This is a genomic window from Alteromonas sp. PRIM-21 (assembly GCF_027563165.1).
Lineage (GTDB): Bacteria > Pseudomonadota > Gammaproteobacteria > Enterobacterales > Alteromonadaceae > Alteromonas > Alteromonas macleodii_A.
The window spans coordinates 424,400-448,931 of the sequence record NZ_JADOEK010000001.1 but is presented as its reverse complement, the minus strand read 5'-3'; the positions used below and the strand labels follow the sequence as shown (position 1 = coordinate 448,931).

Sequence of the window (24,532 nt, the reverse complement as noted above, 5' to 3'; positions counted from 1 at the left end):
CTAAAGGCTACCCTTTAATGAAACTACACTTAGCTAGAAATACTAAGTTGTTAATTGCCGAAGATCAGGTGCTGGCAAAAAGCCACATGCACTATGCCCTAGAGCAGCTAGGTTTCCGGAATATGGACTATGTTGATAGGCCCTCTCATGCACTGTCAGCGCTACAAGAACACACTTATGACGCCATCATTTGCTCCTATAACTTACGTTCAGAACAAGGCGGTTATTTTTTACTAGAGCAACTCAATGAGTCTCACTCACTGCCGCTCACCAGCGCATTTATCTTCACTAGCGCAGACACATCAACAGAAGTCGTCCACGCAATTATCGAACTGCAACCAGATGAATTTATTGCTAAGCCATTTTCCGTTAACGAATTAGACCGTCGGCTTTCTCGCGTTCTAGCAAGGAAAAAGGCCCTTGAAAATGTTTATTCATTTATGGATAAACAGGACTATGAAAAGGCGCTAGCCGAAGTTGAGCATTTCTTGTTACAACCCGAGCATGCCGAGCACTTTCCTTTAGCAATGAAGATTAAAGGTGATTTGTTTATTATCACAGAGAGATTCCAAGAAGCTTTGGCCTTCTTTGAGTCAATAATAAACATCCAAGATTTTAGCTGGGCTCAAATGGGAATTGCGAAAAGCCTTCTGGCACTCAATGAGTTTGATGATGCAGAAAGAGAAATCATCCAACTGGCGATGCGCCCTGACTCTGCATTAGAGGCATACGACTTACTCGCCAAACTACAAATTAAACAGTCAGCGTTTGAGGACGCACTTGAGTGTACAGCGCTAGCATGCAACATTTCTCCTCAGAATATCCCTCGGCATCAAATGGCGATAAACCTTGCTCGTATCACACACGATTACGAAAGCCAGTTTAACAGTGCGAAAAAAGTTGTACGCTACGCAAAAAACTCTATCTACGATAAACCAGATATTTATCTAACTGCAGCAAGAGCTGGGGTTGATTTTGCGATGACGTCTGAGCCAGAACACGTAAACAGCATTGTTAAACAAACCAATGAATATTTACGTCAGTTGAAAAAAGCTCACCCAAAAGCAGCGGTCAATGACGAATTAACAGTGATCGATGCCCGACTTCACTACTTAAAGGATGACACGGTGAAAGCTCAGATGCTGCTGTCAGACTTTCACACAGACCACGCTCAACATCACTCTACTGAAGCATTACTCGATAGAGCCAAAGCGCTGCATGAGGTTGGACTTAAAAAAGAGTCGATTGCAATTTTAGATGCGATTTCATCAAGACAGGAAGAAAGCGCTGATGAATTAAACCTAATGGCGACGTATTTAAAGCAGGAAAAAGAAGAAAAAGAAGCGATTACATTGAGCCCTAAAACACTTAATAACACGGCTGTCGCCCAGTATAAGCGAGGTAATTTGGAGCAATCTTATACCACCTTCGCTCAGGCATTTCGCGTTATGCCTAAAAACCCTTCAATTGCACTGAACTACCTTCAAGCCATTATTAGAGCGAGAAAAGCACACGCGCCTATGCTTCCTGATACAGTAGCTGCAATTAACAAATGCAGAGAGACTCTTGAAACAACAGCCCTATCTGAAGACCAACAGGCACGCTACCAGAGCGTGAAGAACATATTGAAGACCAAGTAATTTCACCAATCCGCTCTTTGGTTTAATTAGTCAATAGACTAGTTTGAATATACTACCACTGTTTCGTGATACAGTTTGTCTTTGTATTCAAGCTCATGACTGAATGTCATACCTAGCTTTTTCATGATATTGATAGACGCACTGTTTTCAGGGTTAGCAATTGCCGAAAACTTTTCTACACCAATATCATACAAGGCGTTTTTTATTGCTTGAGCAGCCTCGGTGGCGTACCCCTTGCCCCAGGTCTGACTTTTAAAGCGCCAGCCTAATTCCATATTGTCACTTTCAGGATGTTGGGTAAAAAAGCCAAACGGACGAACCAAAATCCACCCTATACTTTCTTTTTCAGCCAGCGTCTCTACGCGCCAAAGCCCCCACCCCAAAGCAGGGTTGGAATAAGCTTGGAAGCGAGGAACGAAAATATCGCGAACATCTTCTTTGGAGGATTTTTTACCACCGTTGATATACTTCATGACAAGCTCGTCTTGGTCGAGCTCCCATAAAAAATCGGCGTCTTTATCGGTGATATAGTGGTAGGAGAGACGCGCACTGTCCTTGATATGCATATACTTCCTTTATCATTATTATTTTTAATATACTTACACCGCTGAATATAGCTTATTTTTACAACAAACCAAACTTATTCGATGCTTTTTATTTTGGCCTACATTTTCCCTTAATGTAGGAATAGTTCTCTAGCCTCCTAGCATAGCCAGATGCTTTGTGGCCCCAGTTTTTCCTTCATGTAGATAATGGGTTTCGTGCTTTTGACCCAGTACATCTTTTAGAAAAGCTACCACTTCATCTACATTACCATTTGCAAGGAGATGCCTCATATCTATACCATTTTCACTGAACAAGCACAGATGTAACTTGCCCGGCGCGGAGACACGAAGACGATTACACGTTTTACAGAAGTCCTTGCTGTACGGCATGATCAAACCAATCTTGCCCGCATAATCCGGGTGATAGAACTCTTGCGCTGGCCCAGCATCTTTCCTACGCAATAAGGGCTGCCACCCCATATCTAACAGGGTAGTTTTTAATGGTGAACCGCTTTGATGTTGTTTATTGAAAAATTGGTTTAAATCGCCTGTTTCCATTAACTCGATAAAACGTAGCGTCACCGGCATATCTTTAAGCCAAGCAAGGAATCGATGTAGACGGCTATCGGAAAAGTCATTGAGTAAAACAGAGTTTACTTTTACATCAAGATCAGCATCAATGGCTGCATCCAACCCTCGCAGTACCGCCTTTAGCTTGTCCTGCCCAGTTATAGCGGCAAATTGCCGTGGGTCTAAACTGTCGATACTGACGTTTACTTGATCTAAGCCTGCATCTTTCCACTGGTGGGCAAACTTTTCCATTCGCGCACCGTGTGTCGTCATCGCAACACGCTCTATACCCGGTGTATTACTGGTTAGTTGTAAGATATCAAGGAAGTCTCTTCGCAGCGTTGGCTCACCACCTGTTAGACGCACTTTTGAAGTACCTAGCTGAGCAAACGCTTTTAGTAAGGTATCAATTTCGCTTAATGTCATAAATTGATCGCTCGTTGGGCCTTCATACCCATCTGGCAAACAGTACTGACAGCGAAAGTTGCACGCTTCGGTCACTGACAAACGCAAATAGTGAAACTGTCTACCGAAACTATCTTCTAACAAACCAACTCCTTAATCCTTTGCTACTTTATGAATCGCTACTGAGATTTTTTACGTTACAAAACCCAGCAAATCATTGAGTAAATAACAAGGTAACTAAATTAAACTACCCTAGTGTACGCGGGGTGAAATTAAAATTAAACACATTCGTTGCTATAAATAAGACCATTTTAATCTCTAGCCTATTTCAAAACGTATTACAAAAGGCGAGAATAATTATATATGGGCAAGCTTGTTCAATTCCTAATAAAGGGTTTACACCAAATTATTTTCTAAATCTTCCCGCTCTTAGTACAGTAAACCAAACAATAAAGCACACTATAAAATGAGAAAAAACCGTTTTCCTACGAATGCCGATGAACCTGTTAAATGGCACGTTCTATCACAGCTTTGGCCTTATCTTCTTGAGTTTAAGCAACGCGTATTTTTAGCCCTAATGTGCCTAGTTGCAGCGAAGCTTGCCAGTATTGGCCTGCCCTACGTGCTGAAGTACACCGTTGACAGCTTAAATGGAGATTTAACCGCGCTAGCTTTGGCGGTTCCTATTAGCTTAATCGTTGCCTATGGAACGCTGCGCTTACTGAATGTCTTACTCGGCGAAGTGCGAGATACGCTATTTGGTCGCGTTACTGAGCGCGCCATGCGCCGTCTAGGGCTTAAGGTTTTCAAGCATCTACACAATCTAGACTTAGGCTTTCATCTGAATCGACGGACAGGCGGATTGTCGCGAGATATCGAGCGCGGCACCAATGGCGTCAGCTTTTTAATGCGCTTTATGGTGTTTAATATTGTCCCTACTCTGTTAGAGATCGCCCTTGTAGTTGGCTTGCTCTTATTTCAGTTTGGCGTATCTTTCGCGCTGATAATTGTGCTCAGCGTTGTGGCCTATATTGGTTTTTCGATGAAGGCCACCGACTGGCGCACCCGTTTTGTCACACAAATGAATGAAGCAGACTCAACCACTAACTCAAGGGCGGTAGACAGCCTGCTTAATTTTGAGACTGTAAAATATTTCAATAACGAATCCTTTGAAGCCAACCGGTACGACACCGACTTGGCCGCTTGGGAAAAGGCGCGACGTAAGAACCGCTTATCGCTATTTGCACTAAACGGAGGGCAAGCCGCTATTATTGCCATTGCCATGACTTCAATGATGGCTAATGCTGCCTTTGGGGTTATGAATGGCGAAATGACCATTGGCGACTTTGTACTTATCAACGCCTTCACTATGCAGATTTTCATGCCCTTGAACTTCTTGGGTTTTGTATACCGTGAAATTCGTGGCAGCCTTGCCAATATCGATAAATTATTCGACCTTCTATCCCAAACTCCAGCTATCAAAGATGCAGACAACGCCACTGAATTAACCAGCGCCAACCCAGCACTACGCTTTGATAATGTGCATTTCGCCTATAACGAAAATAGAAAAATATTAAGCGGGTTGAGCTTTGACGTCCCACCTGGCGCCAAGGTAGCCGTAGTAGGTGAAAGCGGCGCGGGAAAATCTACGCTAATGAAGTTGCTTTTCCGTTTTTACGACCCTCAACAAGGCAGCATTACCATAGACGGAAATAATATAGCCTCGCTTACGCAACAAAGTCTGCGCTCACATATCGGTATCGTCCCCCAGGACACGGTACTGTTTAACACCACATTGCTAGAAAATATTCGCTACGGTAACCCCGATGCCAGCGATGAAGATATTAAACAAGTGATTAAGCTTGCACACCTTGAAACCTTTGTAGAAAGCTTGCCTGAAAAATTAGAAACAACCGTAGGTGAGCGAGGACTAAAGCTTTCTGGCGGTGAAAAACAGCGCGTATCTATCGCACGAGCCTTACTTAAAGGTGCGCCCATTATGATTTTCGACGAGGCCACCAGCTCATTAGATAGCACATCAGAAAGGGCAATTTTGTCAGCCCTTCGCGATGCAGCCAAGGGGCATACTAGCTTGGTCATAGCCCATAGACTGTCCACTATTGTCGATGCTGACAAGATCCTCGTACTAAAAAACGGTACCATAGTAGAGGAAGGGACACACACTCACTTGCTAGAACAAGGCCGTGAATACGCAACCTTATGGCAATCCCAACAGCGTGAAGATGACGAAGCTAGTTCAGATAAAGATGTAGAAGGTAGTTAATAGATGGACCCGACGCTTATAAAAGCCGCCATTAATCAAGTAATGCCGTTCGGAAAATATGCGGGGAGACGCCTTTTTCATTTGCCAGAACCTTATTTGGTTTGGTTTCACAAACAAGGCTTTCCGGAAAACAAGTTAGGTGAACAGCTCGCTTTAATGTATGAAATAAAGTTAAACGGCTTAGAATCTGTAGTAGAGCCCCTGCTAGATGATGACTAGCAACTGCTTTATGACGAGCATTGCCTTATTTCCGTAGTTTTTATTCTGGTTGCCGTATTTTTACCTACTCCCCCGTGTTAGGCACACCAAAACAGCAAGAAGATTTATGTTTGCAAGACCCAGAAAACAACGCAGAAGTGACGTAAACGAACGCATCAAAAAGATTCACAATGCGATAGCTGACAAGTTGCTATCTCATCCAGAACTTTTTGAACAAGCTGAACACACTTTAGAAACCCGATATCAAAACAAAATGATGCGTTATGGTAGCTACCTGCTATGGAAAGGCATTTTAGAAGCCCGCAATGAACCCGATGTATTTAAAGCTTTATTGTTGGCCGATGACGAGCGCACCGCCAATTTGAGAAGAGAAACTATCTTCACCGGAATTTTAAGTGAAGAAGAAAGAGAACAGCTACTATGAAAAAACGGGCAGCGTTTGTTTCGCTGCCCGTTTGTAAGTCTTACTGCGATTCACGCATTACGCATTACGCATTACGCAAATGATCAGCTACCAAGAATGCCATTTCAAGCACTTGGTCCGCATTTAGGCGCGGATCACATTGTGTTTTATATGCCTGGGCTAAATCATCATCGCTAATTTGATAAGCACCACCAGTACATTCCGTTACGTGCTGACCGGTCATTTCAAGGTGAATACCACCTGCATGAGTTCCTTCTGCTTCATGCGCTTGGAAGAACTGTTTAATTTCTTTCAAAATTGCATCGAAGTTACGGGTTTTGTAGCCGCTCGACGCTGAGAATGTGTTGCCGTGCATTGGGTCAGAACTCCACACAACATGTCTGCCTTCCGCTTTTACTTTACGCAGTAGTCGTGGCAGGTTGTCAGCTAAGTTATCAGCTCCCATGCGAGTAATAAGCGTTAAACGCCCAGGGTCATTTAGCGGGTTGAGCGCATCAATTAAACGAATAAGCTCGTCTTCCTGCATGCTTGGCCCAACTTTCACACCAATTGGATTGTGAATACCGCGGAAAAACTCAACGTGTGCATGATCAAGTTGACGGGTACGCTCACCAATCCACACCATATGCGCAGAACAGTCGTAAGGCTTGCCGGTAAGCGTGTCAATGCGCGTAAGCGCCTGTTCGTAGTTTAATAGCAAAGCTTCGTGCGACGTAAACAGCGAGGTTTCATGTAGCGTTGAGCTAGTTTGTGCGTTAATGCCAATAACATCCATAAACTCAAGCGTATCTTGAATACGGTTAGCCATATCCGAATAACGCTCTTTAAGCGGGCTGTTTTCAACAAACGCCATGTTCCATCGGTTCACTTCGTGAAGGTCGGCCAAACCTCCTTGGGCAAATGCGCGAAGAAGATTCAAGGTTGAAGCACTGCGATGGTACGCTTCTAACAAGCGATCAGGGTCTGGTCGACGGGCCGCTTCAGTGAACTCAAAGTTATTAATGATATCGCCGCGATAGCTTGGCAAGGTCACGTCACCACGGGTTTCAAAATCTGATGAACGCGGCTTGGCGTACTGGCCTGCCATGCGTGCAACCTTGGTCACCGGGCAGCGCCCAGCAAAGGTAAGCACAATCGCCATTTGCAGAATAACTTTAAAGGTATCGCGAATTTTAGGCGCGTTAAACTCGTCAAACGACTCAGCGCAGTCACCGCCTTGCAAAAGAAAGCCTTTACCCAAGCTCACTTCACCTAGCTGACGTCTAAGTTCACGGGCTTCAGCAGCGAATACAAGCGGAGGATAAGAACTTAGTGTTTGCTCTACTTCATTTAAACGTACTTTATCATCGTACTGTGGTTGTTGAAGAATAGGTTTATTTCTCCAACTGTCTACTTGCCAATTACTCAACGGTGTTCTCCTGAATAAAAAACGTAGGGCAAACGTTTTACTGAAAATAGTTATTGAAACGTAATGCTTCGAATAATAAGACTGTAGCGCGCTTCACAGTATGCCTGTAACGCATTTTTATAATCAGCCTAATATGAAAATATGAATCTAAAAAATGTGGTGGCACTTTACCACATTTATCCTAAGGAAATAGGTGCGCAAACTTGAATTTCTAGAAAGTTATCGTGCTTGCTTATAGCAAAATGGCATTCAAACACCTTCTCAAGGTTTAATTGCGTCGCTACGTCTTGTGGCTCTCCCAGCGCTACCATACTACCTTTGTGCATTAACCATAGACTATCGCAGTAGTTTGCGCTAAGTGCGATATCATGCGACGACATAAGTATCGTATTTCCTTTACTACAAAGGAATTTCACTAAGCTGGCCAGCGCATACTGATGCCTAATATCAAGCCCTTGTAGTGGCTCATCTAAAAACGCTAAACCCTCTCCCCGCTCTAACTGGGGCCATATTTGTAAAAGTGCTCGACAAATTTCTACACGCTGACGTTCGCCGCCAGAAAGCTGGGTAAGGATTTTGTTTGAAAAGCCTGACACTTCAAGGGCCTTTTCTAAAACCGGAGGGATAAGCGAAGACTGGTTTTCTGCTGTATAAAAACTTAAGTATTCCTTAACTGAAAGGTGAAACCCACTTTCACTCTGCTGAGCTAACAAAGTACGTACGCTAGCAAGCGTGGCAAGTGACCAACTACCCATTGGCTTGCCATGCAGCATTACTTTACCGTCATCAGCTTCAATCAGCCCTGCAAGGGTAAGTAGCAGCGTTGACTTCCCTGCCCCGTTTGGCCCTATGATATGAATACATTCGCCCTTTTTCGCGCTTAATCCTTCCACCCTCAGCCGTGACCCAATGCTTACGTTTTGTAGGCTTAAAATCATTGAAGCATCCGAAGCACTTTCGCTACTATTGATGCAAGGCGTTTTGTTGTAACTATCCGCATGACGTTCATTTGTGCTTGAATCTTCTTCACTATAAGAATCAGGTTGCTTTGGCTTATAGGGGTTCGGTGTCGTCATCTCATCAGCCTTTAAGCTGGCCTTTTGCCAGCGCCCAAATAAGTAACGGGCCACCTAGCGTTGCTGTAACCATAGAGACAGGAAGTGTAATAGCGCGAGTCATTTCAGAGCTTAGCGCTACCAGCATTAAAAGACTTGCACCACTTAGCGCACTTAAGGGCAATAAATAGCGATTGTTATGCCCGATGATCAAACGCAAAATATGAGGAACAAGTAAGCCTACAAACGCGATAGACCCGGCCATCGACACCGCCGTACCCACTGCGATAGCGCAAACGATGAGGGCACGTTCGGTAAGTTTTTCCACGTCCACACCGCTACTTTTTGCCGCAAGTTCGCCGGCATATAGCTTGTTCAAATCACCCGCGAAAAAAAGCTGTAAACCTACAGCTATAACTATCAGCGGGCCTCCTACCGCTAAAATTAACCAGTTAGTTTGGTATAAGCTGCCCATTAGCCAAAAAGTGAGGTTGCGAAGGGCATTAGCGTCGCTGAACATATAAAGCCAGGCAATAACTGCCCCACTAAGCGTCGATATGGCAATACCAGCAAGAATTACAGCAGTGGAGGAGCCCAGCAATTTTCTAGCTAGACGGTAAATAATAAAAGTAGATAACAAGGCACCCACAAAGCACCCAAAAGGCAGTAAGTAATGCAGGTAGGCTGTAGCCCATTGCGGCGTTAACAGTAGCAATAGTGCGGCAACTAAACTCGCTCCGCTGGTTATGCCTATGATTCCTGGGTCGGCTAGCGGGTTTCGAAGTACCACCTGTAACGTTGCGCCACTTACGGAAAGCGCCGCCCCTACTAAGCACGCGGTAAGTATAAGCGGTATTTGAAGCTGAACGATAATATGCTGCTTTAAGCCGTCAGCCGCGTTAGCAAACCCTGACACGCCAATAATACCCACCACCCCAACGGCTAACAAACAAAGTAGCGTTATCACAACCAAAGAAAGGGCTGTGCGTTTAGTTTCCATAGCTCTCAAAATCGCTTCTCAAAATCGCTTCTCAAAATCGCTTCTCAAAATCGCTTCTCAATATGCGTTCTAGATTTGGCTCGCAAGGCCGCTTCTCAGTTTTGGCTGGTGAATAAGGCTTCTGCTTCTGATTATAGTTGTTGGGTTTGCTTAATGTGCGCAATCAAACCGTCCGATGCTTCTTCAATTAAGTCTAACACCAACTCAAAGCCTCGCTTTCCTCCGTAGTATGGGTCAGGCACTTCTTTGTCTTCTACATTTGCAAAGTCCAGAAAGAGCTTAATTTTTTCCTGGTACTGGCTTGGCGACATGCCATGTAAATTTGCCAAGTTGCTATTATCCATAGCTAAAATATAGTCGAAGCGCTCAAAGTCACTTTCATCAACACGGCGACATTTGAGCCCCTTAAAGCTGTAACCTCTGTCGACCCCAGCCGCCTGTGAACGCTTATCTGCTGGTTTCCCAATGTGGTAACCATGCGTCCCCGCAGAATCGATTTCAATATTTAACCCGGCTTGTGCAGCTTTGTGCTTGAACACGGCCTCTGCGGTTGGAGAGCGGCAAATATTACCCAAACACACGAACAACACCGATGTAGATTGTTTCATTCAAAATCCTATTTAAACGCAGTGACAGAGCGCGACTAAACTTTGTGCCCAGTTTCGCGTATGATACGCCGTCAGAAAAATTGTGGAGTTAGTATGACCGCACATGTACTTATGCTAAGTAGCTCTCGTCAAGGCGACGAGGCTTACCTAGAGCACGCTAGAGGACTTATTTTTGCACACTTAGGCGAAATTCGCGACCTTCTATTTATCCCTTACGCAGCTGTAACTCAAACGTACGACAGTTATGTAGATGCTGTTGCTACTGCCCTGCCAGAATGTAATGTTACTGGGCTACATACAGTAGAAGACCCTGTGGCCGCCGTAAACAATGCGAAGAAAAATGGCCAAGCTATTGTGGTAGGTGGTGGAAACACCTTTCACCTGCTTTCAACACTTTATGCAAACGCGCTTATTGTGCCAATAAAGCACGCCATCGCCGATTGCACGCCTTATATTGGATGGAGCGCGGGCTCGAATATCTGTGGCGAATCGATTAGAACCACTAATGACATGCCTATTATTGAGCCGCCTAGTTTTGATGCGCTAGATATCGTGCCGTTTCAGTTGAACCCGCACTACACCGATTATCAGCCTCCTGGCCATAATGGTGAAACCCGCGATCAGCGATTGGCGGAGTTTACTACGCTAAACCCAACCACGCCGGTGGTCGCTATCCGTGAAGGTACAGCGTTACGTCTTTGTAATAACCAACTTACTCTAGTCGGCGAAAAAGACGGCTTCATCTTCTTAGGTGAAGAAAAAACGCCAATCAATTCAGGTGATGATTTAACTTATTTGCTTGATAGCGGCAAATAGCGCCTCTTCATCAGGCTCACGCTGGTAGGGAATTTCTGCCAGCAGTGGCTCGGGTAACATGGCTTTTAGAGAATGCAGGTTTTCCTGGTATCGCGTCATGTTACCTGTGATGTCGTTAGCCACCCACCCTTTAATGTTTAGCCCATCTGCGCGTATCGCTTCTGCGGTTAATAGCGCATGGTTTAAGCAGCCTAGACGCATACCCACAACGAAAATCACCTCCATGTTGAGCGCTTTTACAACATCGGATAGATAATACGTAGGCGTATACTCATCGCCCACTATTAAGGGTAAGCGCCACCCGCCAGCGCCTTCCATCAACAAGAGATCTGGCTGATAAGCATGCAGTTTATCAAGGCCTTGCGCAATTTTTTCAAAGCTTAACGCCACACCTTCTTCAAGTGCTGCAATATGTGGCGCAATGGGCGGTCTTAATGCGATAGGGTTTATTTGATGTAAAGGAAGTGTCTGTCCACTTTCTTCGCTTGCGTTTTTTAGTTCGTAATTATCTATAGCTTTAATGGCTTTGTTTTCGCGTATTTTAGAGCACGCTTTTTGAATATTTAGCGCATCATCGTTAACCCACTCACCGTTTACCTGCTCACAACCAGCTGCAATAGGTTTATAGCCGATGCTGGTAAGCGATGCTTTTTGCGCTGCTTTTAGTAATTGGCAGGTGACATAGGTTTTCCCTACCTCTGTGTCGGTACCGGTAATGAAATACTGCTTCATCGTTTTTCCAATCTAAAATGACTCACGCGGTAGGTAAGCGGTAACTTACTTTCTACACCACTTATATTGCTGTAAGCCATGGCTAATTTTTTAATATCTCGACGGCTAAGCGGAGGTTGCTTTCGGCCAGTCTCACCCGCTCCTACACCTTTCACCGAGTGCAGTAGCGACATAATATCTTGGTGAGTATCAACATAGTCTTTGGTAATAACTCGTTGTAAGCGAAGCCCTGATTGCTTAAACCCACTCACCCACTGTGCGGTAGTCGGCAGATGAGTTTCAGCTTGCGAAAGCTGCGCCACTTTACGTGCAGTTTTAAGCTCATCAAAAGAGCCCGACACCATAATAGCAAGCTCAGCGATACCGCCCTGTTTAAGCACTCGCGCGATCTCGCTAGCAACAAGGTTTGTGTCACTCACCCACTGCAGCGCCATGGACGAAAACACCGTTGAAAACATGTTTTCAGAGAAAGGTAAATCAACAGCACTACCTTCTACGAAAATGGGGTCAGAGTACTTTTTTCGTGCCTGCGCCAACATACCCTCAGCAATGTCTACTCCAGTTGCAACAGCCCCTTTTTTAAGAATTTCCTGTGTGTGAATACCGGTTCCACAGCCTATATCGAGGGCATCGCCCTGCAAAGCCTTTGGTAAGTTTGCTAACCCCTGCTCGGCAATATTACGCTGAATACACGCAATACTGTCGTACTTTACTGCCGCTTTTGAGAAACGGTGTGCGATGCTCTGCTCCGTGATTGCTGGTGCGACAATCGCTTTTTTAGCTTCGCCGGTACCGTCGGCTGATTCGACAACCGTGGAATTACAAAACTCTGCTACGAAAGCGTCTTCATTTTGAGGAAGCACTCTTGCCGTATCATTTAATGACTGACCTACAATAGGTTCCAATGGCTCTGTCAATGTCGCTGATTTTTCAGCTGGGCTTGCCGACATCTTTACATCTCTTTCTAATTTACAGAATTTCGGGCGGTTACGGCATTCATCGTACTTTATGCTTCCCTTTTAGCAGAAGGCTCACTTCCAGCGCCACACGATAGCTCGTTTAAACCATTGACTGACAACTCAAGCGCATCGATTAACACATCGATATCTTGAGTCGTATGATTTGCGGTTAAGGTTATACGCAGCCTGTCTTGGTTTTTCGGTACGGTTGGTTGCCGGATAGCAGTTGCCCAAATCCCCCGTTGTTTTAGACCTTCACTTAACGCAACGGCCCGCTCTGGGCTGCCGACAATAACCGGCTGAATAGCGCTTTGCGAAGTTCCTAAGGTGATAGCTCCTAAGGTGATAGCTCCCAAGGTGATATGGTCTGAATTATCACTTTCCTTGTTCGCATCGAGTGTCTGTCCAAAACGTTTGTGGAACGACTCTCTGAAATAGGAAATATTGTTGGTAAGCAATTCGCGACGAGCGGTATCACTGGCGATATGGGTGAGTGAATATAAGGTTGCCACCGCTTGCGCTGGGGGCATGGCAGTTGAATACACATAGTGCTTAGAAAAATTCACCAGATAATCGATAAGGGTTTGGCTTCCGGCAATAAATGCGCCTGCTGTGCCTACTGCTTTCCCGAATGTTCCCATAACAACTGGAACCTGTTGCTGGCTTAAGCCAAGTGCTTCTACAGTACCAAAACCATTTTCGCCTAAAACTCCCATGCCATGTGCATCGTCTAACATAAACCATGCATTGTATTTCGCGGCGATATCGGCCATATCTTTGCAAGGCGCAGCATCACCGTCCATGCTAAACACGCCTTCGCTGGCAATAAGAATATCTTGTTGGCTTGATTTAAAATTAGCGTCAGCATCAATTTCGCTATGCGCATCCGCAGCAAGCATTGGGGTATTGCAAACACCTGAAAGCACGCTTTCTAAGTGGTTAAGATCGTTATGCTTAAAGCGGCGAAGCTTGGCGCGCTCGGATACACACTGTGCACCTTCTAAAAAGGACGCATGCATGAGCTTGTCAGCAATAATGTGCCCAAGCGCCCCGCTACTGCTAGCGTGAGACATGTGAGGGAAAAGTGCCATACACAATGCTTGATTAGCGGCAAAGCCAGAGTTAAACAGCAGTGCTGATTCACGGTTTAAGCCATCGGCAATATAAGCTTCAAGCGCTAAATGAGCTTGTGTATGCCCCGTGACCAAGGGCGATGCGCCGCTGCCCCCACCAAATTGCGCCAACCCTTCAACCCAACTTTGCAATACGCCTTCATGCTGTCGCATGCCTAGGTAGTCATTGCTTGAAAAATTAAGGTAGTGCTCACCATTTATGCAAATAATGCTGTCTTTTTCGTACTGCTGACAGTTACGCTGGCGCAGCAAGCCTTCCTGAGCACGCGCGCTCAATGAATCGCCTAACCAATTAAAGGCCATTACGCCTCCGTTAATTGCTGTTTCTTTGCCGCTACCTTAGGCTTGGTTGCATCAATAAACAAGTCGTTACTGTCGCTGGCCTGTTCTTGCTGTGCAATCTCCTCTTCTAATACCTGTTGATGCGCTTCATCAGAGTAATCTCGCGTACGCTCAGTATTGATTCCAAGCTTTTTAAACAGCATGACATCTTCGTGGGTATCAGGGTTAGAGGTAGTTAGCAGCTTGCAACCATAGAATATTGAATTGGCTCCCGCCATAAAGCATAGCGCCTGCATTTGCTCGTTCATGGCTTCGCGGCCTGCCGACAATCGTACGTGTGACTTAGGCATCATGATGCGGGCAACCGCAATGGTGCGAATAAACTCAAAATAGTCTAGGTCTTCTACACTATCTAGCGGCGTACCTTTAACTTTTACCAACATATTAATAGGCACACTTTGCGGCTGTTCGGGAAGGTTTGCTAGCTGCACCAGCATACTGGCGCGGTCGCTCACCGTTTCTCCCATGCCCACAATGCCACCTGAGCAAACATTCATACCCGCTGCCCGCACATTTTCCAACGTATTTAAGCGGTCTTGATAGGTACGAGTGGTAATAATATCGCCGTAGTATTCCGGTGAGGTGTCTAAGTTATGGTTATAATAATCTAAACCCGCTTGTTTAAGTGCAACTGCTTGGTCACGGGTTAGCATACCCAACGTCATACAGGTTTCCAGCCCTAAGCTTTTCACTTCTTCAACCATTTTCAATATGTAAGGCATGTCTCTGTCACGTGGATTTCGCCAAGCGGCCCCCATACAAAAACGGGTTGAGCCTACTTGCTTTGCCTCTTTCGCACGCTGGATAACTTTTTCAATTTCTAGCAGGCGCTCTTTCTCAAGGCCCGTATCATAGCGGGCACTTTGTGGGCAGTACTTACAGTCTTCAGGGCATGCACCGGTTTTAATCGACAAAAGCGTGCTAACCTGCACTTCATTCGGATTAAAATGCTGTCTATGCACTACTTGGGCATTAAACAGTAAATCGTTAAATGGCATGGCAAACAAAGCTTCGACTTCGGCTTTGGTCCAATCGTTTCGAATAGTTGTCGTTTGCGCAGAAGGCGCACTAGCCAGCGTCATTGACTGTCCTTTACTAATTATTATTGCTGGCTTAGTCTATGCCCCAATATCGAGTTGTCAACTCTGACCATTTTCAAAACTTTACCAACGGTTAATTTGTGAACAATATAGAATTTGATAAACAACACATTTGGCACCCCTATACCTCGGCGGTTAATCCCCTTCCATGCTATGAAGTAGTCGGTGCAAAAGGTGCCGAACTTACCTTGGCCACCGGTGAAGTGCTAGTAGACGGCATGTCTAGCTGGTGGGCAGCAATTCACGGCTACAACCACCCTGTACTCAACGATGCTGCGCACAAGCAAATTGACGCATTTTCTCACGTTATGTTTGGCGGTATTACCCACCAGCCGGCGGTGGATGTGTGTAAATCGTTACTTAACATGGTGCCGGCAGGTTTGGAGCGTGTATTTTTGGCAGACTCTGGCTCAGTATCTGTTGAAGTAGCGATAAAAATGGCGATTCAGTATTGGGCATGCCAAGGGCGCTCAGAGAAGTCGCGCATTGTCGCGCCGCGCAATGGCTACCACGGCGACACCTTTGCCGCAATGAGCGTGTGCGATCCCGTTAACGGTATGCATAGTTTATTTGAGGGTGTACTAAGCAAGCAGATTTTTGCGCCTGCCCCTCAAACTCGCTTTGGCCAAACGTTTAGCGAAGATGACATTCTTCCACTTGAAGAGATTTTTGAAAAGCATCACCACACCATGGCGGCGTTAATTCTAGAGCCTATCGTTCAAGGTGCAGGTGGCATGCGTATTTACCATCCTGAATACTTAAAACGTTGTCGCCAACTGTGTGACACCTATGATGTTCTTTTAATTTGCGATGAGATTGCTACTGGATTTGGCCGTACAGGTAAGCTCTTCGCTTGTGAACATGCCGGTATCTCGCCTGATATTTTGTGCTTGGGCAAGGCGATTACTGGCGGCTATATGACGTTAGCCGCTACTTTGTGTACCGAAGACGTGGCTTTAGGGGTTTGCCAAGGTGAGCCTGGTGTTTTTATGCACGGCCCAACTTATATGGGTAATCCGTTAGCTTGTGCTGTGGCAAACGCTAGCTTATCACTCATTAATGAGAACCATTGGCAGCAACAAGTTCCCGCCATTGAGAAACAATTACAAACCGAGTTGGCAAAATGTGCAGACTTACCCCGCGTTGCTGATGTTAGGGTGTTGGGCGCTATTGGGGTGGTTGAGACAGTAAACCCAGTCAATGTTGCCGAAATTCAGCGTCATTTCGTCGAAGAAGGCGTGTGGATAAGGCCCTTTGGTAAACTGGTATACATTATGCCTCCCTATATCATATCTTCTGAGCAATTAAGTAAGTTAACCCATGCGATTTATACAGCCTTGAAATAGCGTGAGAGGTTGTTACGCTTAGCACTTACTTTTTGTCATATGAGATGAATTAATGTCGAGAGCCCCTAGCGTTAAAAGGCTTCTATAAACGGATGTTAGAAGTCAACGATTAGGCGGGTCACTAATGAGTCGACAATACTGATTATTTTATAGCGAGTTTTTAATGGTAGTGCGTGTTCTTGATAAAGTGGTCTTTGCAGTTTTATTCATTATTACATTGCAGGTACCTATTTTAGCTGATCACTATCGCCAATATTTGAATGGCTACTACGATGCACTAAGAGATGAAGTATCCAGTTCTTCTGTACTCGCTAAACAACATGGATTTTCTTCTGTGGAAGCTATGCTCGACAGCTTACAGAAAAATAGCGAGCCGGTAGTGCGTGAGAATGCGTCTATGAAAGCAAGTCGCTTTGCCCAGATCACCACATTGGAGCAGGGTATGAGAAAACTTGAGCACGGCCACTATTTCGAAAAACTAGTGTTTATGGCCTCGCCTTCTCAATACAGCACGCTAAATCGAGTACTCGACAATTTTAGTCCATCCGTACCGCTAACCCCCTCCTCAATCGTCTTTAGCCTTATTACCGCTATTTTGCTTAATTTATTAATTTGGACACCGCATTTTTGCTATTGTCAGGTTAAGAAAATCAAGGACAAACCCAAACGCTATTCTTATAAATAGCGAGCCAATCAGAACTGTACTTTGGTAAAACGACCAAAGTCGAATAGGCGCATGGACAAACTTACTAAAGAAGCTTATTCAGTACTTTCTGAAAAAAACGGCTTTTCACAATTTTTCAATCGTGATGCTAAGAAAACATTCGCTTTAGAAATAATGCGAATTATCGATAAGTTTTTGATAAATGGCGCCAGCCACACCACCAGCTTAAAACTAGAGCAGCTTCGGCAAAAACATTTTTCTTCGAAGTCCCGATAATTTTACGGGTAAACATTTCTTCTTAAATTCGGTTAAGAGAATAAATCCCTTGTTTTAGCTCTCTGTCGAAATCTACTTATTCAGCATTTTGAAATTATAAAGATGCTTTGCTCATGTCTTTTAAGAGCGCAGTTTAAGAGCTGAGACGGTATTTCCAAACTTACAAGCGCGCAGAAAAAGGATTCTCACCTTCTTATTGAACGTGGCATCAATAATGCAACTCTTTATTCAACAGTAAGATGCAAACAATTGGTTTATTTCTTCTAGCGAAAGGTAAAAAACCAAAAATCAGCGACTTACCTAAATAAATTGCAAAGGAGATACCATTATGCCTACAGATGCTCAATTATTGATCGGAAAAGTGTTGCAAATAAAAGACAAAATTATTGCTAAACGTCATTGCATCCCAAGCGATCTAGAAGCGGAATGGAACACGCTAAACAAACAAACTGCATGCTTTGAAAGTGAAGCGCTATATAAGAGTGCAGTAAAAGGCCAGGAAATGAATAAACACATTGATTATTCAGGTTCGGTGAAAGAGCTATCTCAGTTAGTAAAGCAGCTCAAAACATTGAATAAAAAGGTTAATGTTACACGAGTGCATCACTAAGGCCCCTGGCACTTTTTCATGCCTGAGGCCATAACAAGAATCGTGTTACTTTTTCTTTTTAAGGAGCACCAATGTTCTTACTTTACGCGTGCCATAGCTGGCAAGTCTTAGAAAGTCTTCGCGGGCAACCGGAATGTGTTGATATTCAACAGGCTGCCCGTCGCTCGCATCTGGATCGTGCAGATAGTAACAGTGAGGATCGCAGCTAGTTATTGCTACCCAATGGGGCACCTTTTTCTTATCAAATGCGTATGTACTGATTAGGCATAATACTGCTCCGCCAGCTTTAAGAGTTTGGTCAATAACATCCATAGGCCAGTCTGATATTGCAACTGATATGCCTTTCTTACGTGCCTCTGCCATAAACTGCGATTCAACATTTTCGACTATCGCTTTCTTGTCAGTATTTCTAACGCCATCAACAAAAAGCGGGACATCCTGATTAATGAGCACTTTCGCTGCATAACCTTCGTTTACCGCGGCGAGCGCTAATCCTACCGGGTGGCAACCGCCATGACCTGACATCATAAATATAGTGGTAGCAGTACGCCACAACGATAGTTCTTTCTCTTGGGTCATTTCATAGCGATTGTTCAATGCACACATTGCCATCATTAATGCTGACGGACCGCAGGTAAAATCAGTCGTCTGTTGGTACCACGGATAAACCTCTGGCTTAACTGACTTACTCGGCACCAATACTTTTTGCATACGTAATGCGTCAGTGTGATCGTCGTAGTAATCGGTATACATACCAAATTGACTAAACCCTAATTTTTTATACAGAGCAATGGCGCCAGCATTACCTACTGCCACTTCCAAGCGCATAAATCGCTTTCCCCGCAAAAGCGCCCGCTCCCCCAAGCTATGTATAAGCTTTTCAGCAACGCCAAGCCCTCGCGCTTCCGGAAGAACCGCAATAGAATACAGCCTAGTAAGTTGTGTCCCGCGTCGCAGCAGCAACAGTCCATAACCTACTATGCTATTTAAACCTTGATTATTTTGGTCAAGGTTTGAGCCTAAACTCGAGGGTGCACGTTCGGCCACAATAAGCTCTGCGTGCTGGGCATCAATGTAAAATTTGAAACGGCTTTTACTTAGCCTGTCGGTGGTGAAACAAGTTTGCTCAATGTGCTGAAGCGAAGCAAGATCGTGTAATGTCGCAACGCGTAGCACTACACTCGACTGTGTAGAAGGCACACCGGCACCATTTGTCGATTTAGTATTAGATGCGCCCTCAGCTAGGCCATATGCACGATTTGCGCTTTCCTGTGGACTTGCATTATTCACTTCAATTACTCGCTCAGCCGATGTGATCATCGCCCTCTTTGCTCCAACCTGTCAGCAAATTCCTGCATAATTAATTCGTACAGTTCTTTGCCTAAATATTTGTCTTCAACACCCGAGTCGATACTTGGGTTGTCGTTCACTTCAATAACATAAACTGCATTGCCGGTTTGCTTGATGTCTACACCATACAAGCCGTCACCCACCGCTTTAGCGGCCTTTATAGCAGCTTGTAACACCGGCTTAGGTACTTCAAATGTTGGCATTGTGGCAAATCCACCCGAAGAGAATCGGTCTCCCTGGTGGTTGTAAATTTGCCAATGGTTGCGCACCATAAAGTATTGGCAAGCGTAAATAGGTTTGCCACCTAATACACCAATTCGCCAGTCGAATTCAGTGAATATATATTCCTGAACCAAAACAAGTGCCGATTCAGCCAGCATTTGTTCTAAGCGCGTTTTTAACGCTTCTTTATTTTCAGCTTTATGCACGCCGCGGGAAAACGAGCTTTCTGGCAGTTTTAAAACAAGCGGCAAACCAAAGTCAGCTATGAGTTTTTCGCATACTTCATCGGTAGCGCTCGATACAAACGTGGCTTTCGGCGCCGGTACTTTCTGATAAGCAAACGCGTCCTGCAGGTACACTTTGTTACAGCAGCGCAGAATTGACTGCGTATCGTCCATAACCACTATGCCTTCTCGCTCTGCGGCACGCGCTAAACGGTAAGTATGATGGTCAATCGCCGTGGTTTCACGAATGAACAATGCATCATAGTGCCCCAATTCTTCTTGCGACAGGCGACTCACCACATCTGCGCGAAAACCCACTTTTTCAGCTGCTTTCACAAAATTTTTAATGGCGCGTTCATCACTAGGCGGCGTGCTCTCTTCAGGGTTAACCAAAATGGCCATATCCCAACGCGTGCGCTTACTTGCTTTACCTGCTTTCCACTGTATTTTTGTGTGTACTTCAAGCTGCTGAATGAAGTGTTCTTGCTGCACTGCATCTAAATCTTTAAATGCTCTAGCCTGCAACGTGGCAAAGCCTTCAATTTGCGCTTTACCCTTCGTTTTGGGCAAAACACTTTTATCGGTAACCACAAGGCTTAACATCAATATCGGATACGGATATTTTTCGAACGCTTGGCGGGCCAAACGTTTAAAGCGCTGATCTTTCACTTCACCGAAAAGTACTAATATAGGTTCATTTTTAATTTCAGTGTTGTCTTGAGATACCTGTAAGGAAAAAGCGATGCGATCGACACTTTTCTCTTCGGCCATACGTAAATCATTAACGGTATTTACTGATGGCAATACCGAATGGTTACGCGCCTGAGCCAGCAGCGAACAGTAATAGCCCTCGCTCAAATATCGCGTGGTATCGCAAATATTGATAACCCGGGTTTTGGGTTCGTTTAACTTTGGGAACTCAGCAAGATATTCTTGAAAAGTAAGTACGGTTAATGAAGAGTTACGAAAAGGGGTAACATCATCAGTAACAATCAAGGTGTTGTGCATTAATGTCGCTTCTAAAAAAATGATAAGACGGTTAACAACTAAACTGCGCTGTTCAAATAGCGTACACAGTTATTTAGGCGCGAAGTTTACGCTTAACTTTCATTTTGCATAGCACAATCTGCACGCCTTTTTTTCATCGAAATGACAATTAAAACTGATGTACAATTAAATCTATTGATACAGCTTTTGTTTATTAATTTTGCCTATAAATAGAAATGGGCGGAACGATACAAATGGTTTGAGGAGTAAGTATGTTACTAGCCAGTCTGGCTATTCTAATCGGTTTACCAGTACTGCTTTGGAGTGCAGGAAAATTTGTGGGTGGCGCCGCATCAGTCGCTAATCATTTTGGTGTTTCCCCCCTCTTAATAGGTATGCTTATTATTGGGTTTGGTACGTCGGCTCCTGAAATCATCGTCTCCATCTTCGCTGCGTATCAGGGCAACTCGGGCATTGCGTTGGGAAATGCCTACGGCTCGAATATCGCAAACATTTTGCTAATTTTAGGCTTAACCGCCGTCATTAGCCCTATTGCGGTCAGATCAGAAATTATCAAAAAAGAATTGCCCGTATTACTGGGTATCACTTTTTTTGCTGTGTGGCAGGTATGGGATTTAACGGTTTCCAAAGATGATGCGTTTTCTTTGCTAGGACTATTTGTACTGCTGATTTCATGGAGTATCTATCATGCAATGAAAGGCGATAAAGACGCCCTCGCAGAAGAATACGACGAAGAAATCAACAGCAACGAAGGCACCGTTAAAACCCATGTTATATGGCTGATTGCCGGTTTGTTACTACTTGTTGCAAGCTCTCGCATGCTTGTGTGGGGCGCAGTGGAATACGCAACCTTCTTTGGCGTAAGTGATACGATTATCGGGCTTACGGTGATAGCCATTGGTACATCACTACCCGAACTCGCCTCATCATTAATGGCAGTTAAAAAAGGCGAGCATGATTTAGCGATTGGTAATGTGATTGGCTCTAATATGTTTAATACCCTAACCGTTGTGGGTATTGCAGGGACGATACAACCTATGACAGTAGGGGCTGAGTTCTTATACCGTGACGCAATGGTTATGTTTGTCTCTACCGTGGCACTTTTCATTTTCTGTATCGGTATTAAACGTCAAGGTCGTCTTAATCGTCTAGAAGGTGGAGCATTTGTGCTTGCCTACATTGCTTATACCTACTGGTTAGTTCAGGCAGCATTTATATAAGCCGCGAGTTGTAGAACGTAAGTAAAAATAGTTAACTGAAAACAAAAAGCTTGGCTGCTCTACTGACGTAAAGTGCCAAGCTTTTTTTATTTTCTCGCTATTAATTTCGTTAGTTAACCTGCCCTATAACCCCAGCGTAGTAGCAAGAGTAATCAAACTAATTGCCGCAATAGCAAACAAAATTATAAGGTTTACGCCGAAGGAGTCTGTGCGTCGACGATTGCGTCTTGCACGCATGACAATGCTAACAAGGCTTACTATTAAGCATATCTGCAGCATAATAGTCATGGCAGACAAATGACCTTCAGACCAAGACGAATCCCCTTCTATTCCCCAATACTGCTGAACGCCACTGATGAAGTCGGGCCTAGCGTAGTGAAACAATATAAGAACCACCACCATTCCCACCCAACCGAACACGTTGAGGCCAAGCATTACCTTATAAAAGGGGGTTTGTGAGCGCGGTGTCGAACGCCGTTCAGCTAGTTGCTCATAGGTCATAGAACGCCTGTCAATATCGCCAGTTGCAGAGGATTGTGACGCCCGTTGCGATTCCCCCTGCGTTTGCTGCTGGTTACGTACCGACGTGCCTGAATCATTTTTATTTCCCATTTGTCACTCTGTTCTCTGGCATCCCGCTTTATGTTGGGTATACTAGCGTGCTATTGGATTGTATTTCATTGGTTATTTTTACATCGCCGAAGCGAATTCCGTTCGGTGTATCTCGTTATTTATACTTATTTTTATAATTCGCGATACATAAATGACATGAAGAAGTTAACCATAACTTCAAAGTGCATTTTACCGACATTAAAGACTTATCGGCACAGCAATCCAAAACATTGACCATAAAGCAAATTTTAGTGCAATTTTTCATACATAGTTTATTGCACTGGGTTGATACACTCGATGCGTATTCGAGCAACAACATAAGATCAGTAAGACGGAGAAATTAACATGACGCATGCGCCCGTAGTTGACGTGCTTAAAGGTAAGTACGCCGTTGGCGAATCGGTAACCGTTAAGGGTTGGGTAAGAACACGCCGCGACTCTAAAGCGGGGTTATCATTTATTGCACTACACGATGGTAGTTGCTTCGATCCTGTACAAGTTATTGCGCTAAATTCTCTGTCAAATTACGCCGATATCCAGCGCCTTACTGCTGGTTGCTCATTGTCGGTAACCGGTACAGTGAAAGAATCGCAAGGCCAAGGGCAATCATTAGAAATTGATGCTACCGAGGTAGAAATTGTCGGTTTGGTTGAAAACCCTGATACCTACCCAATGGCGGCAAAGCGCCACAGCATAGAATATCTACGTGAATACGCACACCTGCGCCCGCGTACCAATGTTATTGGTGCGGTCACCCGTGTACGTAACTGTTTATCTCAAGCTATTCATCGCTTCTTCCACGAAAAGGGCTACTACTGGATCTCTACCCCAATTCTAACGGCTAGCGATACAGAAGGCGCAGGTGAAATGTTCCGCGTATCAACCCTTGATATGATGAATCTTCCACTAGACGATAAAGGCAACGTTGATTACTCAGAAGATTTCTTCGGTAAAGAAACTTACCTAACAGTATCAGGTCAGCTTAACGTTGAAACATACTGTACGGCTATGTCTAAGGTATACACCTTCGGACCTACGTTCCGTGCAGAGAACTCAAATACCTCTCGTCACCTTGCCGAGTTCTGGATGATTGAACCTGAAGTGGCGTTTGCTGAATTAAAAGACGTAGCACAGCTTGCTGAAGACATGCTGAAGTATGTGTGTAAAGCGGTACTAGAAGAATTGCCTGATGATATGGCATTCTTCGCCCAGCGCATTAAAAAAGACGCGGTTGAGCGTTTAGAAAAGCTAGTTAGCTCTGACTTCGTTCGCATGGATTACACCGACGCTATTGAAATTCTTCAAAATTGCGGCAAGAAATTCGAATTCCCGGTTGAATGGGGTATTGATTTGTCTTCTGAGCATGAGCGTTACCTTGCCGAAGAGCATGTTGGTGCACCTATCATCATGCAGAACTATCCAAAAGATATTAAAGCCTTCTACATGCGCATTAACGATGACGGCAAAACCGTTGCAGCAATGGACGTGCTAGCGCCAGGTATCGGTGAAATCATCGGTGGTTCACAGCGTGAAGAACGTTTAGATGTATTCGACGCTCGTCTTGATGAAATGGGACTATCTAAAGAAGATTACGCATGGTATCGCGACCTTCGCCGCTACGGCACTGTACCTCACTCAGGTTTCGGTCTAGGTTTCGAACGTCTTGTTGCATACGTAACCGGCATGCAAAACGTACGTGACGTTATCCCATTCCCACGTACACCAGGTAACGCTAGCTTCTAAGCAGTGTTGCTGTACTA

The 24,532-nt window shown here is 44.7% G+C and carries 24 protein-coding genes; 11 read left to right on the top strand and 13 right to left on the bottom strand.

Annotated features, from left to right (window positions below; genetic code table 11):
• Positions 1-17 precede the first annotated feature (17 nt).
• Positions 18-1,640 (top strand): response regulator, encoded by a 1,623-nt coding sequence (locus tag IW644_RS01905; protein WP_269916186.1) that lies wholly within the window; start codon positions 18-20, stop codon positions 1,638-1,640.
• A gap of 38 nt (positions 1,641-1,678) precedes the next feature.
• Here the strand turns inward: IW644_RS01905 and IW644_RS01900 are convergent, their stop codons facing one another.
• The gene (locus IW644_RS01900) at positions 1,679-2,206 is read right to left on the bottom strand and encodes a GNAT family N-acetyltransferase (RefSeq protein ID WP_269916185.1); all 528 of its coding nucleotides are present in this window, start codon (positions 2,204-2,206) and stop codon (positions 1,679-1,681) included.
• Positions 2,207-2,335: 129 nt separating this feature from the next.
• A complete protein-coding gene (gene moaA / locus IW644_RS01895; RefSeq protein WP_269916184.1) occupies positions 2,336-3,304 on the bottom strand; it encodes a GTP 3',8-cyclase MoaA in 969 nt (322 codons plus the stop codon).
• A 322-nt stretch (positions 3,305-3,626) separates the two neighbouring features.
• On the opposite strand from moaA, the gene IW644_RS01890 reads away from it, so the two are divergent.
• From IW644_RS01890 to IW644_RS01880, 3 genes are all read left to right on the top strand, one after another.
• On the top strand, positions 3,627-5,444 hold the full coding sequence (locus tag IW644_RS01890; protein ID WP_269916183.1) for an ABCB family ABC transporter ATP-binding protein/permease: 1,818 nt from the start codon (positions 3,627-3,629) through the stop codon (positions 5,442-5,444).
• 3 nt (positions 5,445-5,447) lie between these two features.
• Positions 5,448-5,663 (top strand): DUF3820 family protein, encoded by a 216-nt coding sequence (locus IW644_RS01885; protein ID WP_025254677.1) that lies wholly within the window; start codon positions 5,448-5,450, stop codon positions 5,661-5,663.
• A 106-nt stretch (positions 5,664-5,769) separates the two neighbouring features.
• A complete protein-coding gene (locus IW644_RS01880; RefSeq protein ID WP_269916182.1) occupies positions 5,770-6,087 on the top strand; it encodes a hypothetical protein in 318 nt (105 codons plus the stop codon).
• Positions 6,088-6,151: 64 nt separating this feature from the next.
• Here IW644_RS01880 and IW644_RS01875 read toward each other — a convergent pair whose 3' ends face one another.
• The 4 genes from IW644_RS01875 to IW644_RS01860 all read right to left on the bottom strand — a co-directional run bounded on the left by IW644_RS01875 (position 6,152) and on the right by IW644_RS01860 (position 10,158).
• Positions 6,152-7,495, bottom strand: a complete 1,344-nt coding sequence (locus IW644_RS01875) for a class II 3-deoxy-7-phosphoheptulonate synthase (protein WP_269916181.1) — start codon at positions 7,493-7,495, stop codon at positions 6,152-6,154.
• 176 nt (positions 7,496-7,671) lie between these two features.
• Entirely contained in the window at positions 7,672-8,433 is a 762-nt protein-coding gene (locus IW644_RS01870; RefSeq protein WP_442864421.1) for an ATP-binding cassette domain-containing protein, read from the bottom strand.
• A 142-nt stretch (positions 8,434-8,575) separates the two neighbouring features.
• Positions 8,576-9,550 (bottom strand): FecCD family ABC transporter permease, encoded by a 975-nt coding sequence (locus IW644_RS01865; protein ID WP_269916179.1) that lies wholly within the window; start codon positions 9,548-9,550, stop codon positions 8,576-8,578.
• A 131-nt stretch (positions 9,551-9,681) separates the two neighbouring features.
• On the bottom strand, positions 9,682-10,158 hold the full coding sequence (locus tag IW644_RS01860; RefSeq protein ID WP_269916178.1) for a low molecular weight protein-tyrosine-phosphatase: 477 nt from the start codon (positions 10,156-10,158) through the stop codon (positions 9,682-9,684).
• Positions 10,159-10,251: 93 nt separating this feature from the next.
• On the opposite strand from IW644_RS01860, the gene pepE reads away from it, so the two are divergent.
• Positions 10,252-10,974, top strand: coding sequence for a dipeptidase PepE (gene pepE / locus IW644_RS01855; RefSeq protein ID WP_269916177.1), 723 nt, complete (start codon positions 10,252-10,254; stop codon positions 10,972-10,974).
• Here the strand turns inward: pepE and bioD are convergent.
• Genes bioD through bioB form a run of 4 tightly spaced genes read right to left on the bottom strand, consistent with a single transcriptional unit; the run spans position 10,945 to position 15,222 of the window.
• Complete coding sequence (gene bioD / locus IW644_RS01850) at positions 10,945-11,706, bottom strand: dethiobiotin synthase (RefSeq protein WP_269916176.1); 762 nt, start codon at positions 11,704-11,706, stop codon at positions 10,945-10,947. The genes pepE and bioD overlap by 30 nt on opposite strands.
• The gene (locus tag IW644_RS01845; RefSeq protein WP_269916175.1) at positions 11,703-12,656 is read right to left on the bottom strand and encodes a methyltransferase domain-containing protein; all 954 of its coding nucleotides are present in this window, start codon (positions 12,654-12,656) and stop codon (positions 11,703-11,705) included. The genes bioD and IW644_RS01845 overlap by 4 nt, the downstream gene beginning before the upstream one ends.
• A gap of 56 nt (positions 12,657-12,712) precedes the next feature.
• Complete coding sequence (locus IW644_RS01840; protein ID WP_269916174.1) at positions 12,713-14,101, bottom strand: aminotransferase class I/II-fold pyridoxal phosphate-dependent enzyme; 1,389 nt, start codon at positions 14,099-14,101, stop codon at positions 12,713-12,715.
• Positions 14,101-15,222 carry a biotin synthase BioB gene (gene bioB / locus IW644_RS01835; protein ID WP_269916173.1) on the bottom strand — a complete coding sequence of 374 codons (1,122 nt, stop codon included), beginning with the start codon at positions 15,220-15,222 and terminating at the stop codon, positions 14,101-14,103. The genes IW644_RS01840 and bioB overlap by 1 nt, the downstream gene beginning before the upstream one ends.
• A 98-nt stretch (positions 15,223-15,320) precedes the next feature.
• On the opposite strand from bioB, the gene bioA reads away from it, so the two are divergent.
• From bioA to IW644_RS01815, 4 genes are all read left to right on the top strand, one after another.
• The gene (bioA, locus tag IW644_RS01830) at positions 15,321-16,586 is read left to right on the top strand and encodes an adenosylmethionine--8-amino-7-oxononanoate transaminase (protein ID WP_269916172.1); all 1,266 of its coding nucleotides are present in this window, start codon (positions 15,321-15,323) and stop codon (positions 16,584-16,586) included.
• Positions 16,587-16,749: 163 nt separating this feature from the next.
• The gene (locus IW644_RS01825; RefSeq protein WP_179982877.1) at positions 16,750-17,271 is read left to right on the top strand and encodes a DUF2937 family protein; all 522 of its coding nucleotides are present in this window, start codon (positions 16,750-16,752) and stop codon (positions 17,269-17,271) included.
• Between the two features lie 51 nt (positions 17,272-17,322).
• Positions 17,323-17,526: a hypothetical protein gene (locus tag IW644_RS01820; protein ID WP_269916171.1), complete on the top strand. Its 204-nt coding sequence runs from the start codon at positions 17,323-17,325 to the stop codon at positions 17,524-17,526.
• Between the two features lie 328 nt (positions 17,527-17,854).
• Positions 17,855-18,136 (top strand): hypothetical protein, encoded by a 282-nt coding sequence (locus tag IW644_RS01815; RefSeq protein WP_179982876.1) that lies wholly within the window; start codon positions 17,855-17,857, stop codon positions 18,134-18,136.
• Positions 18,137-18,181: 45 nt separating this feature from the next.
• On the opposite strand, the gene IW644_RS01810 is transcribed toward IW644_RS01815, so the two are convergent.
• Both IW644_RS01810 and IW644_RS01805 read right to left on the bottom strand, forming a co-directional pair.
• Entirely contained in the window at positions 18,182-19,456 is a 1,275-nt protein-coding gene (locus IW644_RS01810) for a GNAT family N-acetyltransferase/peptidase C39 family protein (protein WP_269916170.1), read from the bottom strand.
• Positions 19,453-20,940, bottom strand: coding sequence for a RimK family protein (locus IW644_RS01805; RefSeq protein ID WP_269916169.1), 1,488 nt, complete (start codon positions 20,938-20,940; stop codon positions 19,453-19,455). The genes IW644_RS01810 and IW644_RS01805 overlap by 4 nt, the downstream gene beginning before the upstream one ends.
• Positions 20,941-21,191: 251 nt before the next feature.
• On the opposite strand from IW644_RS01805, the gene IW644_RS01800 reads away from it, so the two are divergent.
• A complete protein-coding gene (locus IW644_RS01800) occupies positions 21,192-22,160 on the top strand; it encodes a calcium/sodium antiporter (RefSeq protein WP_179982873.1) in 969 nt (322 codons plus the stop codon).
• 123 nt (positions 22,161-22,283) lie between these two features.
• Here the strand turns inward: IW644_RS01800 and IW644_RS01795 are convergent, their stop codons facing one another.
• Entirely contained in the window at positions 22,284-22,661 is a 378-nt protein-coding gene (locus tag IW644_RS01795; protein ID WP_442864420.1) for a hypothetical protein, read from the bottom strand.
• Between the two features lie 456 nt (positions 22,662-23,117).
• Here IW644_RS01795 and asnS point away from each other — a divergent pair, with 456 nt between their 5' ends.
• The gene (gene asnS / locus IW644_RS01790; RefSeq protein ID WP_179982871.1) at positions 23,118-24,515 is read left to right on the top strand and encodes an asparagine--tRNA ligase; all 1,398 of its coding nucleotides are present in this window, start codon (positions 23,118-23,120) and stop codon (positions 24,513-24,515) included.
• The last annotated feature ends 17 nt before the right edge of the window (positions 24,516-24,532 follow it).